The organism is Bacillus sp. z50 (assembly GCF_058313585.1).
In genome coordinates this window covers 1-17126 of record NZ_JBZFQL010000005.1, presented here as the reverse complement: position 1 = coordinate 17126, position 17126 = coordinate 1, and the positions used below count along the sequence as shown (strand labels likewise).

Here is a 17126-nt window from a genome sequence, read left to right as displayed (position 1 = left end):
AAAGAAGCCTGTCTCTTTTATGGACAGGTTTTTATGCTTGATGGGAGAGACATTTGATGAATAGTATAAAAAGATATATGAGGTTTGTAAGGCCTTATAAGTGGCAAATCATTGTGACAATCCTAATCGGGATAGTTAAATTTGCGATTCCTTTGCTGACTCCTGCCTTATTGGCATATGTGATTGATGATATAATCGGTGCCAATGCTTTGCAAAAAGGAGAGCAATTAAGGAAGCTCTATATGTTAATGGCAATCATGTTTTTCATTTTTGTGGTAGTTCGGCCTCCAGTAGAATATTACCGTCAATATTTTGCCCAATGGACAGCAAGTAAAATCTTATTTGATATCCGCGATAAAATGTTCAGTCATATACAAAAGTTAAGCTTTAAATATTACTCTAATGCAAAAGCAGGAGAAATTATCTCCAGAGTGATTAATGATGTTGAAGAAACTAAGAATTTTGTTATAACCGGCCTTATGAATGTTTGGTTGGATCTAGTTACAATTTTAATAGCAGTTGGAATTATGCTTACCTTTGACGTAAAATTGACCATTGTATCGTTGCTTCTGTTACCGCTCTACTCATTCTCCATTAAATATTTCTTTGGTAAATTAAGAGAATTAACCCGAGATAGATCACAGGCGCTTGCTCAAGTACAGGGCTATTTGCATGAACGTGTACAAGGGATGGCCGTGATTAAGAGCTTTGCGATTGAAGATCATGAGCAAAAGCAATTTAATAAAGTGAATGGAAACTTCTTAAAAAAAGCGTTAGCTCACACAAGCTGGAACGCTAAATCGTTTGCAGCAGTCAATACAATTACAGATATTGCTCCTCTAGTTGTCATCCTATTTGCCGGATACCAGGTCATTAATGGGAATATGACATTAGGGACTATGGTTGCCTTTGTCGGCTATATCGATTTATTGTATGGACCTTTGCGTAGATTGATGAACTCATCTACCACATTAACGCAATCACTGGCATCAATGGACCGTGTGTTTGAATTTTTGGATGTTCCGTATGATATTGAGGACAAGCCTGATGCACGTCCATGTAAAGATGTACAAGGGACCATTACGTTTGATCATGTATCATTCTCTTATGGAGAAGATGAGACTCAGGCACTGAAGGATATTAATCTTGAAGTGAAAAGGGGAGAAACAATTGCGCTTGTCGGGATGAGCGGAGGAGGTAAATCTACTCTGGTTAGCTTGATTCCACGATTTTATGATGTGACACAAGGGCGTATACTATTGGACGGAGTGGATATCCGAGATGTTCAGGTACGCTCACTTCGGGACAATATTGGAATGGTGATGCAAGACAGTATTTTATTTAGTGAATCGGTTCGTGAAAATATTTTACTGGGTAGGCCAGATGCGACAGATAAAGAAATCTATGAAGCTGCCAAAGCAGCAAATGCTCATGATTTTATCTGCAAATTACCAAGTGGATATGAGACAAAAGTAGGCGAGAGGGGCGTCAAATTATCAGGAGGTCAAAAGCAGCGTATTTCTATTGCACGTGTGTTTTTGAAGAATCCATCCATTATTGTGTTGGATGAAGCAACCTCTGCTCTTGATTTGGAAAGTGAGCATCTTATTCAGGAAGCACTTGAAAAGCTCTCCCGTGACCGTACTACATTTATAGTGGCTCACAGATTATCTACCATTACACATGCTGATCGAATTGTTATGGTTGAACATGGCCGTATAATAGAAGTGGGAACACACCAAAAATTAATGGCTAAACAAGGAGCTTATTATAGACTCTTTCAGGTTCAACAGTTGGATGCCTAGCTATTCTACTAAGGTTTGTGAAGGAGAGTATAATCGAGTAATCAAGAATATGGAGAGCATGGGGGGAAGGAATGTATCAATCCCAGCATGAGGAGCAAAGAAAAGACAAGATAGATAAGATATATGCCATTTTATTTATTATATCTATATTGATAAACGTTGTTTTATTGTTGGTGGATGGTGATATCTTTCGTGGAATAACCTTTCTCGTAATTTATTCTATTATCTTTTACTATGATTTACGAAAGAGAGTTTGGGCAGTAATTATCGTGAAATGTATGGTGTGGATGCATATAGTTTTATTGTTTATTATATTTCTAACTATGATAAAAAATTAAACAGTAAGTTTGATTAACTGGGAAATACAAGTACAGCCACTTCCTTTCTGGAGGTGGCTGTTTCACAATTCAATTATAACAACAATCCTCCTGAAAACAGCCGAGAATAAAGAGCGACATAGGTTTTGGAAAGGAGGAGGTTTTTTCTTCGTTGAATGGAGAATCTTCTTTTTGACTATCAGATAAAGAAGGTACAAAACCTATGGAATGAAAAAGACATCCTAAAGCCTTTTTGTTGGCTTTGGGATGCATTTAGTGATTGTTTATAATTGATCATCATCATTTATCTTGATCGATTTGTTCTCTGATTTGTGATAAGAGTGAAAACTGTTAACAAGCATTTCTAGATGCTCTAAGTAGTCACCATATTCAAGCATAGATGAAATTAGTGTAACCATATGGTAGTGGACGGGAGAATCCTCGTCTGTATTTAATCGAAAACCTTTAACAATATCAATCAGCAATTGTTTGTTATAAGTGTCCGTAGATTCCTCAAGCATTAGTCCCGGCTTTACTTTACCTATAAATTTCAGATGAATATGTTCATGTTTTCTCAACAACAAATCCAGTTGATGATGAACCTGGATTTGAAAATCCTCAGGCATTTGATGGAATTCGTTTTCAAAGCGATGTAATCTTTTTAAGATATCCAATGATCGTTTGTTTGTTGCTATCATATAACGGTAGATTACGAGTTTACGGGATTTGGCAACCGTATTTTTCCTGAAAGTTTCACGCTCTTCTTTATATAGAGCGTACAAGCTATCGGCCTTTGTGACATTCTCTTTAATACGATTAATGTCCTTTTTCATCATAATATGTTCAGTTGAGCTTCTAGAACCAATTCTGATCCATTGTAGAATATCGTCTGTGGTTGTGCTAATTCGTTTATAAAGCTTTGTCTCATACTTTGGAGGAAGAAAGACAAGGTTAACAATAAACGCTGATAGAATACCGATTAAAATGGCAGCAACTCTCCAAAAGGCGAATTCAGTAAAATTACCGTCTTGTTGCTCCATAATCAAGATTAAAGTTACAAGCGAAATTGTCAGTTGATTTTCATTTTTCAGCTGTAAGTTGATTACAATTGTTATAATGGCTGCCAAACCAATTAATAAGGGATCATTACCAAATAATAATACAAACGATATCGCGATTAGAAATCCGATAATATTCGCTTGTATTTGATCAATTAATGTCCTGTACGAACGGTATATGGTAGGCTGAACGGCAAATACAGCCGAAATCCCGGCTAGTACGGGAGCCGGTACATTAAATGCTGTCGCAACATAGATGGCTATCACAATGGCTATTCCCGTTTTAAAGACTCGGGCACCAACCTTCATAAATAATACCTCTTCCTTTTATTCATAGTTGTTTACGAATATTTATCTATTTTTATCTCGAACATGACTGTACTATACAGGGTTTCGTCTTCATGTTCAAGATATACAGGCAAAATACTTCTTTTGTTTACTTTCCCCTTTAGACTAAAAGGCATGCATTGAATACGATTTTTTCAAGATTCATCAGGTATACGCTATATGGAGAGAAGGAATATATAGATTTTTCGATGAAAGGTTTATGTGTTCATAAAATATAAAAAAGAATTGAGAACGGCTTAATAGAAAGTTAAGAAATGAAAAGAAAAGAGGCCGCCGCTTTAATAAAGCGAAACGGTCTCTTGAGGTTCGAAAATAATGTATCATCCTGATATAAATTGATATATGGCCCATAACTGACCACCAGTCGCCTCAGCTTTACTCGTGTATTCTAGCTTCAACTCCTAGCCCCTCGAGTCATAAGGAATAGTCACTACGGGAGAAAAGCACTCCCTACGTGCCTCTTCTCTTATGCTTGTCGGGTCTGGGCAGTCGTTTCAGCCTTATTCTGTAGATACAGATGGGTCGGCTTGGGTTTTAACTGGGACGATTTGGAGGAAGTGCTGGCTTGGGTTGCCTAGCAATTGGGCCAGTTCTTCCGCTTCAGCCTGTTGACCATTTTCTCTAAGAATAGTTGTATAGCGTGTAAGTAGTTCAGTTACATCATTTATACCTGTTTCATTTAATTTTTCAACAGAGACGAGGGCTCCTTTTGCAATTCTGCGTTGGAGCGCATCTTTTGTAAGGCCTCGTTCAGGCAAATGACGTTGATAAATGACACCGCCTGTCATTCCTGCGCAAATCCATGGACCTGGGTCTCCAAGAACAAGTCCTCGGCCGTTTGTCATATATTCGAAGGCAAAGCCCTTAATATTTGAATAAACGCCAATGTTTCCATGTTCTTGTACAGGAATATCCCGTTTTAAAGAACCTCCGACAATCATGTCAGCACCAGACAGACGGATACCTGCGCGCGCATCAGCGTCACCCTGAGCAATTAATAGACCTTTTTGTGCACCATATCCAAAGCCTTTTCCGACGGAACCATTATAGAATTTGTCATCCTTGCCGATTCCTTTAAGAATTGCAATTGTTCCTCCAAATGAGGTTTTGCCGGTGCCATCCTGAGAACCGCCATCAACTGTTATCGTAATGCCTTCTGTATTGTATGCACCAAGTCCATTTCCAGGTATGGAACCTTTATAGGTTAGATTAACAGGATCCATTTTGACATAGGAACCATCTAATCTGCCTCTTACCCGGTGGCAGGAAACACGGCTTCCAAGTACGCGCTGAATAGAATTGATATTTTTAAATTGTCTGGATTGAAGCAGATCATTTACACTTGCATCCAGATATTCTGCACCGACTGCGGCCATTTGGACGATTAATTCGTCCTTTGTAGCAGCAGCTTCGAGATGTGTGATCTGGCCAAGCTCAATCGTTTTAAGTAAGTATTTTAAATCCAGCATTTCTTTTCCTTTTGTTTGTACTAATAAATCGGAACGCCCGACAGCTTCCTGGAGATTTGTGATTCCAAGTTCAGCCGCAAGTGTTTTTAATTCATTGCCAAAAGCACTGAATAGGTTGATGATTCCCTGGACGGCTAAATCAAATTGTCTAGGAACAAATCTCCTTAGCCCATGTTCCTTTGCTTCCACTTCAGAATCAATTTGAGTAGCAATCCCTACATGGCATGTATCCAGGTGGCAGCCTCGACATGTTGTACAGCCAATAGCAATCATAGAGAGGGTTCCAAAACCTACACGGTTTGCTCCAAGTAGCATAACCTTCAGTACATCCTTTGCACTTTTGAGGCCACCGTCAGCCCAAAGCTCAACATCCTGTCTTAGACCGGCTTCAAGCAAGGCATTATGAGCAGCTTTAACACCAATCTCCACTGGTAATCCAACGTTTTGAAGGGCATGGATACGAGCGGCTCCGGTACCGCCGTCAAATCCACTTAGCGTGATAATATCAGCACCAGCTTTTGCTATCCCGACAGAAATTGTCCCAATATTTGGAACAACAGGTACTTTAACAGCCACCCTTGCCTGATCATTGGCTGTCTTTAACTCATGGATCATTTGAGCTAAATCTTCAATAGAATAAATATCATGGTTGTTTGAAGGTGATATTAAATCGGATCCAATCGTTGCATTACGTGCTTCGGCAATTTTTGATGTTACTTTGGATCCAGGAAGATGACCGCCTTCACCCGGTTTAGCGCCCTGTCCGATTTTGATTTCAAGTAAATTAGAGGAATTCAGCAATTCCGCATTTACACCAAAACGACCGGAGGCAATTTGCTGACCGCGAGTTCGCGGGTATTTACCAAGCATATCTTTAATTTCTCCGCCTTCACCATTCATGCTAATCATATTAAGGCGATCGGCACCTTCTGCATATGCGCGAAAGGCTGTTTCATTTTGTGAGCCGAACGACATTGATGCAATTACAAATGGTAGACTGTGATCGCCAACACCAATATTCACTGTTTCTGGATCAACTTTTTGTTCGGTTTTCTTGAAATCTGTTAAATGGCGAATAGTTGTGGGATTTTGTTCTTCCTGTTCAGAGATTTTTTCTCCAAAGGCCTGATAATCTCCAGTTGAAGCCACCTCACCAATTGCTTTCCAGATTCGCGGGAACAGATGAAAGGTCTTGCCGACACGTTCTTTTTCATTGGCATAATCAATTGCACGCTGTTTCGCATCTTCCTTCAATTTATCAAAATTATAGATTAATTGATTGGATCCAAAGAAGTTCACGATTTGAAGGATGTCTGCTATTTCTTCCTGTAGTCCAATCGAAGAGAATAGTCGTCCATATCCGCGAAGTTCATGAATTCCAAGTGTTGAAATGACCTTTTCTAATCCTTTAGATAAAGAGTTATATAAATTAATTACTGATTTCGACTGCTCATCTGATACGGTACGGAACATATAATATGGATTAATCAAATTAGCTCCTAATCCGTAAATCACCACAATGTCATGCAAGTTACGAATGGCAGCAGAGCGAACTAAAATGGAACAGTCTCTTCGTTTTTCTGCTTTTACTAATGCTCTATCGACTGCTGCGACTACAAGGGCAGGATCCAACCATAATTGCTCAGCCTGATGGGATAGTTCATCATCTAGGCAAAGTAATCCACAGCCGTCAGTAACAAAGGTAAGAGCCTCTTTACTGATACGATCTAGAGCTTCCTTAATCGTTTCACCCTCCGTGAATGTCATGGATATCGTTTTCAATTCTTCTGTATCCATAAATAATTGGTGAATTTGTTCATAAGAAGGTTGTTTTGCAAACTGTGCACAAGTGTGTCCAGCTTTTCCTTCAGCTAATAGAGGCGTTAATAGCTCAATCACTGTGTTTACAGATTTTTCATCTGTAAACAGAGAAGGGCGTTTACCGATAATGGTTCGGGTCGAAAAATGTTCCATTTCTCGGTCGCGATCTATCGCAGGGTTTGTAACAACTGCAACACTTTCTTTAATAAAGTCTGCAATATTCTTACGCTCAGGATTGAGTGCTGCCAGTGGAGCATCGTGACCAAGTGAACGGATTGGTTCTGCACCTTTTTCAGCCATTTGTTCAATTAGTTGAATATGGTCACGTTCCCATCCGAAAGCTTTATATTGTCCGTTTTGGATTTTGTCCTCTTCCTGTGCAAAAGTATGCTCTTTTACATCAGGAGGATTTAAGCGATTACGAGATTCTGTAAAGTTAAGTCTCTTGTTAAATCTTTTGAATACTTCTTCCTGATAAGTGATATATTCATATAGTTCTATTGAATCGCCATTCCACTTTAATCCGACCTTTTCTCCTGGACCAATTGGTTTAGGATTGGCTACATATTCTGTTGGTGAAATAACACCTGGTTCAGAGCCAAACAAATAAGAGGTTGAAGTTTCCATCATCCATAAAGGACGTAGACCAAGTGCATCTACAGAGAAAGCAGCTTCATTGCCGTGGCGGGAAATGATTCCTGCCGGACCTTGAGCGAAATGGCCCCAGCTTTCACGCAAATACGTATATAGATCCTGAAGATGATCGGGATATTCCTTCATTTCATTAATGATTGGAGGGAAGACAATATCAAGTGCTTCAAATAGAGAATACCCCTCACGGTAGATGAATGTTTCCAATGTACGACTTAAATCCTGTGAGTCACTGCCGCCGTTTACTAATGGAACACCAACCATTTGCGCTTCATCGCGTAATTTGGCGATTGTATTGATTTCACCATTATGTCCAAGGACGCTAAATGGTTGTACGCGAAAAAAGCTGGATAGTGTATTAGTGCAATAGCGGTTATGTCCAAGTGTCATCGTTGATGCGACGAGTGGACTTGCAAGGTCTGGATAGTACTTAGGTAGAATATCGCCGGCTCCCATCACTTTGTAGATGGCATGATATTGGCTAAGCGAAGATACGTGGATGTGGTCATTTTTCTCAATTGTAATTGTGAGATCAAATAACAGAGATGAAAGGTCAGTTTGTTTTAAATCTTCTTTTGCTATAAAAGCAACTTGAAGAAATACAGGGTTTTCCTGTAATGCTATTGGTCCCAATGCATCGGTGGAATAAGCTTCATCAGATACATAAATTTCTTTTAAGTCTTTTTCGTTTGCCAGTTTGATTATTTCCTCAATAGTTTGTTGTTTCTCAGCCTCACGTTTAATAAAAAAGTGGCCCACTACAAAATGGTTATGATCCGCAAGGTCTGTATCAGCACCAGAGTTCTTTAGCTTCTCCTTCCATAATTGACGGGGGATATCTATGTGAATGCCGACACCATCGCCTTCGCCGTTAATAAAACCGGCCCGATGGTTCATGGTAACCAGGGCATCAATACACGCAAAAATATTATCACGGGTAGGTATTTTTTTCTTTTCAATACATGCAATAATTCCGCAAGCATCATGTTCTGATTCGTGGTAATTCATAAACGTACTAGGATTCCATCTTTTGTTCATACGTTGGGCAACTATAAGCTTGCGCCTATTCGATGCCGGTTCACCTCCTGCTTTAAACTTGTGGTTTTTTAGATTACTTTGGAAAACGAACGAGGAAGGAAATACAGTTTTGAGGGTAATAAATAATCAATACTAGTATGATTTATATTATCATTAGAATTTTCAGAAATCAATTAAATATACATTTTAGTTTTTTTGGAAAATAAACATTATCTGGTTATTAAAATCAAAATATCTTAATGTAAACGCTTTCAACAACGTTAAAACATCAATTCTACCGTGATTAGTAGAATTGATGATATGCATAAATATTCAAAAATTTGTATTTATAATAATTTGAATGCTTGATTTACAGCTTTAATAGTAGTTTCTATGTCTTCTTCTGTATGGGCTGTCGTTAAGAACCAGGCTTCATATTTTGATGGAGCCAAGTTAATCCCTTGTTCCAGCATAAGCTTAAAGAATCGGCCGAACACTTCGCCATTCGTAGCTTCAGCTTGAGCATAGTTACTGATATCTTCCTTAGCATCAGTAAAATAAACCGTTAATGCACCTTTTAATCGATTTACTTTAATAGAAACATGATGGTCTTCCGCTGCCTGAAGGATTCCTTGTTCCAGCATCGCCCCAAGTTGATCTAGTCGTTCATATACTCCTTCTTCCTTCAATACTTCAAGGCAAGCAATACCAGCTAGCATGGAAGCGGGATTTCCGGCCATCGTCCCTGCTTGATAGGCTGGGCCGAGGGGTGCGACTGTTTCCATAACCTCTTTTTTGCCACCGTAAGCACCAATCGGTAAGCCGCCGCCGATGATTTTTCCGAGCGCCGTCATATCAGGCTCAACACCAAGAAGGTTTTGTGCACCACCGTACATAAAACGGAAGGCTGTAATTACCTCATCATAGATAACAAGTGCCCCTGCTGCATGAGTAATGTCATTAATTGCTTCAAGAAAACCAGGGTTTGGTTCAACAATCCCGAAATTACCGACAATCGGTTCAACTAAAACGGCCGCGATTTCATTTCCCCATTTATTGATTGCTTCCTTATAGGCATCTATATCATTGAACGGCACTGTAATGACTTCCTGAGCAATGCTTTTTGGTACACCGGCGGAATCGGGAGTTCCAAGTGTGGAAGGGCCTGATCCGGCAGCGACTAAAACAAGATCGGAATGTCCGTGATAACAGCCAGCGAACTTAATAATTTTATCCCGTCCTGTATACGCTCGTGCTACACGAATCGTGGTCATAACCGATTCAGTTCCGGAATTTGTAAACCGTACTTTGTCCATGGATGGGATGGCTTCCTTAAGCATCTTGGCAAATTTAACTTCAAAAGGAGTAGGTGTTCCATAAAGAACGCCGTTTTCAGCTGCCTTTGTAATTGCTTTGGTAATATGCGGATGGGCATGCCCGGTAATTATAGGTCCGTAAGCGGCAAGATAATCAATATATCGATTGCCGTCAACATCCCAAAAATACGCGCCTTTTGCTCTTTCCATTGCAACTGGAGAACCCCCTCCAACGGCTTTGTATGATCTAGATGGTGAATTGACACCGCCGACGATGTGCTGCATAGCTTCAGCATGCAAACTTTCAGATTGAGCGTGGTTCATTTTATTTCTCCTCCTTCGTATGTAACTGCTTCATTTTAGCACTGGAATTCTTTGTTTGTACAACATGGTCACCTAAGCAATTGATTCCTGTACAAGCAATCATAGGTATGCCTATAAGAGCGTATATATTACAAATGCGGTTGTAATAAAAAGGGGTGTTACCTTTGTTTTATATTATCCTTGCTGCGGTTGTTATCACGTTACTAATGAGTTTGAGAGGATTATTGATGCCAACAGACCCAACCCGGGCTGAACGGATATCACTCGATTATCTTTATTGGATCATTACGGTGTACTTCACTTTTTTAATAGGTTTCGGAATCCTATACGTATTGGTTGAAATGAAATTTGGAACGGTTATTCATTTGAATGGTTTACCTATTGAGGGAGGTTTGTTTCAAAAGCTTGCCTCTTCCTTCTATTTCAGTACTATGACTCTTCTCTCGGTAGGGTATGGAGATATGGTACCTGTAGGATTTGGCAGATGGATTGCATCAATGGAAGCTTTAATTGGATATGCGTTACCGGCAGCTTTTGTCGTAAGGACTGCCATAGACTTTGAACATGCAAAAACAACCCGAAATTAGGTATAGTAATAATAGAACGAGCTGTTCTTAATTATTTTTATCTAACAGGGGAGTGAGCTTTATGAGTAGTATAGTTGGTGAGAAGGCGCAGGATTTTAAGCTTCAGGCAAGTAATGGAAAAGAGGTTACATTAGCTGATTTTAAGGGGAAAAATGTAGTTCTCTATTTTTATCCAAAGGATATGACACCGGGATGCACGACTGAAGCATGTGACTTCAAGGAAAATCACACATCATTTGCAGAATTGGATACAATTATTGTTGGCGTTAGTCCAGATCCGGTTGAAAAGCATGAAAAATTTAAAACGAAATATGATCTTCCTTTTATCTTGTTGTCAGACCCAGAACATACATTGTCAAAAGCGTATGGAGTATGGGTATTAAAAAACAATTTTGGAAATGAATATATGGGTACGGAACGTTCTACATTCGTTATCAACAAAGAGGGTATAGTGGTAAAAGAGTGGCGTAAGGTGAGAGTGAAAGGGCATGTGGAAGATGCCTTAGCATTTATTAAAAATGAATTATCATAATTTAGATTGTGAGCAGGCATGAAATAATGCCTGCTTTCTTTATAAATAAAAAGCTCTCTGGAGGAAAAATATGTATATTGATAGTAGGTGTTTAATAAAGAGAACAGGGGAGATGACGTATGAAAGATCCACGAATTAAAAAAATGGCAAGACAACTGCTAACCCATTCTGTACGGTTAGAGAAGGGGCAAAAAGTGTTGATTGAAGGTCACTACATAACGAAACCTTTGTTGGTAGAACTTGTCAATCAAACGTATGAGCTAGGAGCATACCCATTTGTACAAATGCTCGATGATGAGATTCAAAAATATATGGCAAAAGGGTATAGCCGGGAACAGTTGGAAATCATGGCTAATTGGGATTTGAAAAAATTTGAAGACATGGATGCTGTCATTATTGTGATCGGAGAAGAGAATGATGCGGAATTTGCTGAGATTCCGTCAGAGAAATTTCAGCTGAGCGGAGAAGTAATGAAGCCAGTCGTTGATTACTATATTAATAATTGCCGTTGGGTATTATTGAACTATCCGACTAAATCACTTGCTCAAAAAGCAGGGATGAGCACAAGTCAATTTGAAGATTTTCTGCTTGATGTTTGTACAATTGATTATGCCAAAATGCAGAAGGCAATGGAGCCATTGAAATCTCTAATGGAGCAAACAGATCAGGTCAGAATCACGTCACCGGGAACAGATCTTTCTTTTTCTATAAAGGGAATTCCGGCAGTGATGTGTTTCGGAGAAAGAAATTTACCTGATGGAGAAGTATATACAGCCCCCGTTAAAAATAGTGTAAACGGAACGATTACCTTTAATACGCCTTGTCCTTATCAAGGGACTACCTTCAGAGATGTCAGTTTAACGTTTAAAGATGGAAAAATAATTGATGCAAGAGCAGATCAAGCGGATAAAATCAATAAAATATTTGATATAGATGAAGGTGCCCGTTATATTGGAGAATTTGCCTTAGGCGTAAACCCGTTAATAACAAATCCAATGGGAGATATTTTATTCGATGAGAAAATCTGTGGAAGCCTGCATTTCACACCGGGATTAGCCTATAAAGCAGCCGACAATGGAAATATATCTTCTATTCACTGGGACATGGTGCTTATCCAGCGAACTGAATTTGGCGGAGGAGAAATCTATTTTGATGGTCAATTGATTCGAAAGGATGGATTATTTGTACTACCGGAGTTAAAAGGATTAAATCCTGAATCACTTTTATAGTGATTGTTTTTAAAATCTATGGCAAAAGACCAAGCATAACAAGCTATTTTGAATAAGATAGAATCAGGGAATACCTCCTCATACAACTATTAGAAGGACAGCCGGAACTGGCTGTCCGTTTTTTTATTTAGTTTCTGCTTTTATGTGAGCTAGCTTAAAACGCTCGAGACATAAGTGGAGTTGCTGCGGATGCCAACAGGATGTAGGTCACAAAGGCGTTGTCACAGGACGTGGCGAATTTAGTCTTCGTTCATTGAACTAAACCGTTTCAGCTTTTTATGTAATCCGGCTTCGACTCCTAGCTCCTCGAGACATAAGTGTAGGCATTACGAGAGGAAAGAACGCCTCCCTTCGTGCCTCCTCTTATGCTTTTCGAAGCTGAACAGTCGTCTCAGCACTTTATACTGGTAAAAGATGTTATTATGTTAGTGATGTGTGGATGAAGGGGGTATTTGGATGAAGGTTGTTTCTGCAATTTATCCTCCGGGGGAAATTAGGAAACGTTTGATTGAGTCATACAAAGAGCATGAGTTTCATTTTTGTAAAGGTATCAAAAATGCAGGTTCTGTTATTAAGGATATGGATGTGCTCATAACATATGGAGAAGATGTGGATGAGGAAACAATCGACCAGGCGTTACGCTTGAAATGGATTAGTGTAATGTCAGCTGGGATTGAAAAATTGCCTTTCGAAAAAATTAGAGAAAGAAATATCCTGGTAACAAATGCGAGAGGGATTCATGCGATACCTATGGCAGAGTACGCCATGGGGATGATGCTTTCATATATAAAGCAATTCCCGATCATGGCAGAGAATAAAGATAAACGTATATGGGACAAGAGGCTACCTTTCGGTGAGCTGAATGGGAAAAATCTTCTTATATTAGGTACTGGCGCAATTGGAGAAGAGATAGCTAGATTAGGAAAAGCCTTTCGGATGAAAACGATTGGGATGAATCGCAGCGGGGTTTCCGCCAGTTCATATTTTGATGATATTATTACGATGTCTCAAATTGAGGGTGCTCTCCCGAATGCAGATTTTATTATATCTGTACTACCTAGTACATCAGAAACTAAGGACCTCTTGAAATACAAACATTTTGAAATGATGAAAAATATAGCTATGTTTATCAATATTGGTCGTGGAGATTTAATTAAAGAAGACACGATACATGAGGTGTTAGAAAATCAAGTTATAGGTCATATGGTGCTTGATGTTTTTCCGAATGAACCGTTAAATGAAGATAATAAGCTATGGTTATATCCTAATTTGACTATCACACCGCATATTTCTAGCGTTTCAAAAAATTACTTGCCACGCGCATTTGATATATTTGAGCAGAATTTTCAGCGGTTTGTTAATCATAAGGATGATAACTATGTGAATAAAATTGATGTAGGAAAGGGGTATTAGAATGAAAATTTATACAAAAACCGGAGATAAGGGTCAAACCTCTCTTGTTTATGGTACGCGTGTATCCAAAACTGACCAACGTGTAGAGGCGTATGGAACATGTGATGAAGGGAATTCTATGATTGGACTTGGGATAAGCTATTTAAATGATGTAGAGTTCTCAGGGAAAGATAAGTTATTAGAGGAGTTCCATAAAATACAAACTGATTTATTTCACGTTGGTGCAGAACTAGCTACTCCATACGGCAAAAAAGTTGGCTGGGTTATAAAAGAAGAGTCGATTGATGAATTGGAAGCCTATATTGATGAACTTAATGAGGAATTACCTCCATTCAAGAATTTTATACTTCCAGGTGGACACCCAGCTGGAGCAGCTTTTCATGTGGCGAGAACAGTGATACGTAGAGCTGAACGAAATTCAGTTGCTCTCGGAGAAGAGGTAAATCCTTTAGTTATAAAATATTTGAATAGGTTATCCGATTTCTTGTTTATTGTTGCCAGATATGTAAACTATAAATTAGGAAAAATGGAACCAACTTTACATAATTCTTGAGACAAGAGTTTCCAACACCCTGGATATAATATATCTGAATGAGGTGCTGGAAATATTGACAACTCAACCAATCATCAAGTAAACTTATTGTAACAATTACAAAGTGAGAATAATATAAAAAAGGAGTGCATGACGGTGTCTCAACCACAACTTAAAGAAGCGTTAGATACTTTGAAACAAACTGGTGTCCGCATGACTCCGCAACGTCATGCCATACTCGAGTATATAATAACTGCCCATGCGCATCCAACAGCTGATGATATATATAAGGCGTTGGAAGGCAAGTTTCCTAATATGAGCGTAGCGACAGTATATAATAATTTACGTGTGTTTAAAGAGGTTGGCTTAGTAAAAGAGTTGACGTACGGAGACTCATCCAGTCGATTTGATTTTGTGTCATCAGATCACTATCATATAATTTGTGAAAAGTGCGGAAAAATAGTTGATTTTCATTATCCAGGTCTTGATGAAGTGGAACATCTTGCATCGCATGTTGCGGGATTTAAAGTAACACATCACCGAATGGAGATTTATGGTGATTGTCCGGAATGTTCTGCTAAAGAAGTTCATTAAACCAGATAGGGAAGTTAAATAAAAAGAAAAAGCTGGACGTTTGCCAGCTTTTTCTTTTTATTTATTTTTTAACTTTTTCTTATTGTAATCCTCGTTAAATTCTTTACCTTCCAAGTCTTTATCAAGTGTTAATGGTTCTTTACAGTACATACACATATCCACTCTGCCTAATATTTTTGTATATTTATTACAATTTGGACAAACAACTTGAACAGCTTTTGTGGAGAGCATACCTATCCAGAAATAGACGGCCATACTTGCAAAAATAGCTAATAGCCCGAGTACCATAAAAATAGTCATAACCAGTGGTGAGTTTCTAAAGAAAATACCTCCGTACATTATGATAAAGCCTATAAAAATTAAGCTGAGTGCAAATGTTCGTATTTTATTTATCTTACTTGAATACTTTGCCACCGTTTTTCCCCCTTTTATCTTCTATAATATACCATAATATCCAAAGAATTTAATAACAATAGATATTAAAATAGTGGCAGGAGTCTGTCGAATATTGTTGAATAGATAAGGAGAGCGAATTAAATTGTGGAGGAATGGAACATGGAGGATATCCTAAGACCCGTTTATCAAGAAAGAGCCAGCAACCCGGATACAAAAGGAGTTTTATTAATTGAGAAGAACTCTCCTGAGAGTTCAATTACAGATACATTTGATTATATTTTATTAATCATTACAGATAGTAAGGATAAGCAACCGGTCTTTATTAAACATTATGCTTACGAAAATAAAAAAGCAGCACTCCACATGGTAACAGATGAAAAGTTAAACGAGTGGAGGTTATTAGGATCCAATAAAAAAATTATTGATTGGATATACCATGGGAAAATTGTTTTTGACCGTAATGATTATCTTGCCTCATTAAAAAGAGAATTAAATGAATTCCCTATCTATGGAAGGGAAGTAAAAAAAGGTATAGAGTTTGCGCGTTTAATTAGAAGTTATATGGAAGGTAAAGAATTGTTTGATCAAGGGAACTCTCTAGATGCGTATAATCAAATAATCCATGCACTCCACCACCTTGCAAGATTAGAGATCATTGAAAAAGGGTTTCACCCAGAAGTAACTGTATGGAATCAGGTGAAGCAAATTGGTCCTGATATTTATAAATTATATGAAGAGCTGGTTTTTAGCGAAGAAAGTCTTAATCAAAGACTAGAACTTCTTTTCCTTGTTAGTGACTTTTTTATTCATACAAGAACAGAATCCGGGTCTGGGCATATATTAGAAATTATAGGTGAAAGAGGAGAAGAGTACTGGTCATTTGATGAGCTGTATGGACATCAAGAGTTATGCTATTACGGAGAGGACTTAAGGATATTAATTGAGTACTTGATTGATCGTGGCTATATTGATGTTGTACTAGAAAACACTAAGGGAGCAAAGCTTTTTCATAGGTTTTATAAAATTCATAAAGAAATTTAAAAAATTATATTGACCAAATGATTTTAGGGTGGTATATTAATAAACGTCGCCGCTGAGGTAAACAAAACGAAGCGAGACGGCAAAGAAAAAATGAAAAAAGTTGTTGACTTACGATTCTAACGATGATAAGATAAGAAAGTCGCTCTTTTACAAACGAGCTAGAAATGTTAGTAAATTACATTAAAAGAAATGCTTGACAACAAAAAGTTATCTTGATATAATGTGAAAGTCGCTAACACGACAGATTGTTCTTTGAAAACTAAACAAAACGAAACGCCAAGCAAGTCTAAAAACAAGAGATTTTTAAAATCTCGTCAATTTGCTTTAAAATTTAGCTAGATCAAACATCTTTCGGAGAGTTTGATCCTGGCTCAGGACGAACGCTGGCGGCGTGCCTAATACATGCAAGTCGAGCGAATCTGAGGGAGCTTGCTCCCGAAGATTAGCGGCGGACGGGTGAGTAACACGTGGGCAACCTGCCCCTAAGATTGGGATAACTCCGGGAAACCGGTGCTAATACCGAATAGTTTCCAACACCTCATGGTGTTGGAAGGAAAGTTGGCTTCGGCTAACACTTAGGGATGGGCCCGCGGCGCATTAGCTAGTTGGTGAGGTAACGGCTCACCAAGGCAACGATGCGTAGCCGACCTGAGAGGGTGATCGGCCACACTGGGAC

At 38.6% G+C, this 17126-nt stretch carries 12 protein-coding genes and 1 rRNA gene; 9 read left to right on the top strand and 4 right to left on the bottom strand.

The annotated features are described in order from the left end of the window. The first annotated feature begins 56 nt into the window (after positions 1 to 56). Entirely contained in the window at positions 57 to 1805 is a 1749-nt protein-coding gene (locus AC4G3N_RS14265) for an ABC transporter ATP-binding protein (protein ID WP_491090393.1), read from the top strand. A gap of 601 nt (positions 1806 to 2406) precedes the next feature. Here AC4G3N_RS14265 and AC4G3N_RS14260 read toward each other — a convergent pair. The 3 genes from AC4G3N_RS14260 to AC4G3N_RS14250 form a co-directional block, all read right to left on the bottom strand. Further along, positions 2407 to 3489: an FUSC family protein gene (locus AC4G3N_RS14260; RefSeq protein WP_066107900.1), complete on the bottom strand. Its 1083-nt coding sequence runs from the start codon at positions 3487 to 3489 to the stop codon at positions 2407 to 2409. 539 nt (positions 3490 to 4028) lie between these two features. Further along, positions 4029 to 8507 (bottom strand): glutamate synthase-related protein, encoded by a 4479-nt coding sequence (locus tag AC4G3N_RS14255; RefSeq protein WP_491090390.1) that lies wholly within the window; start codon positions 8505 to 8507, stop codon positions 4029 to 4031. A 326-nt stretch (positions 8508 to 8833) separates the two neighbouring features. Continuing rightward, a complete protein-coding gene (locus AC4G3N_RS14250) occupies positions 8834 to 10126 on the bottom strand; it encodes a glutamate-1-semialdehyde 2,1-aminomutase (protein WP_140462200.1) in 1293 nt (430 codons plus the stop codon). Positions 10127 to 10290: 164 nt separating this feature from the next. Between AC4G3N_RS14250 and AC4G3N_RS14245 the strand changes: the two genes are divergently transcribed. The 6 genes from AC4G3N_RS14245 (at position 10291) to perR (ending at position 15013) form a co-directional block, all read left to right on the top strand. Further along, complete coding sequence (locus AC4G3N_RS14245) at positions 10291 to 10713, top strand: potassium channel family protein (protein ID WP_140462201.1); 423 nt, start codon at positions 10291 to 10293, stop codon at positions 10711 to 10713. Between the two features lie 61 nt (positions 10714 to 10774). Beyond that, on the top strand, positions 10775 to 11245 hold the full coding sequence (gene bcp, locus AC4G3N_RS14240; RefSeq protein WP_139892656.1) for a thioredoxin-dependent thiol peroxidase: 471 nt from the start codon (positions 10775 to 10777) through the stop codon (positions 11243 to 11245). A gap of 119 nt (positions 11246 to 11364) precedes the next feature. After that, positions 11365 to 12474: an aminopeptidase gene (locus tag AC4G3N_RS14235; protein WP_148631054.1), complete on the top strand. Its 1110-nt coding sequence runs from the start codon at positions 11365 to 11367 to the stop codon at positions 12472 to 12474. A gap of 456 nt (positions 12475 to 12930) precedes the next feature. Next, the gene (locus AC4G3N_RS14230; RefSeq protein ID WP_139892654.1) at positions 12931 to 13887 is read left to right on the top strand and encodes a D-2-hydroxyacid dehydrogenase; all 957 of its coding nucleotides are present in this window, start codon (positions 12931 to 12933) and stop codon (positions 13885 to 13887) included. A 1-nt stretch (position 13888) separates the two neighbouring features. Continuing rightward, positions 13889 to 14440 carry a cob(I)yrinic acid a,c-diamide adenosyltransferase gene (locus AC4G3N_RS14225; protein WP_066107883.1) on the top strand — a complete coding sequence of 184 codons (552 nt, stop codon included), beginning with the start codon at positions 13889 to 13891 and terminating at the stop codon, positions 14438 to 14440. Positions 14441 to 14569: 129 nt separating this feature from the next. After that, complete coding sequence (gene perR, locus AC4G3N_RS14220) at positions 14570 to 15013, top strand: peroxide-responsive transcriptional repressor PerR (protein WP_066107879.1); 444 nt, start codon at positions 14570 to 14572, stop codon at positions 15011 to 15013. Positions 15014 to 15070: 57 nt separating this feature from the next. On the opposite strand, the gene AC4G3N_RS14215 is transcribed toward perR, so the two are convergent. Next, positions 15071 to 15427: a YgzB family protein gene (locus AC4G3N_RS14215; RefSeq protein ID WP_066107876.1), complete on the bottom strand. Its 357-nt coding sequence runs from the start codon at positions 15425 to 15427 to the stop codon at positions 15071 to 15073. Between the two features lie 141 nt (positions 15428 to 15568). On the opposite strand from AC4G3N_RS14215, the gene AC4G3N_RS14210 reads away from it, so the two are divergent. Then, entirely contained in the window at positions 15569 to 16450 is an 882-nt protein-coding gene (locus tag AC4G3N_RS14210) for a nucleotidyltransferase-like protein (protein WP_491090385.1), read from the top strand. A 348-nt stretch (positions 16451 to 16798) separates the two neighbouring features. Next, positions 16799 to 17126, top strand: a 16S ribosomal RNA gene (locus AC4G3N_RS14205); the annotation flags it as partial.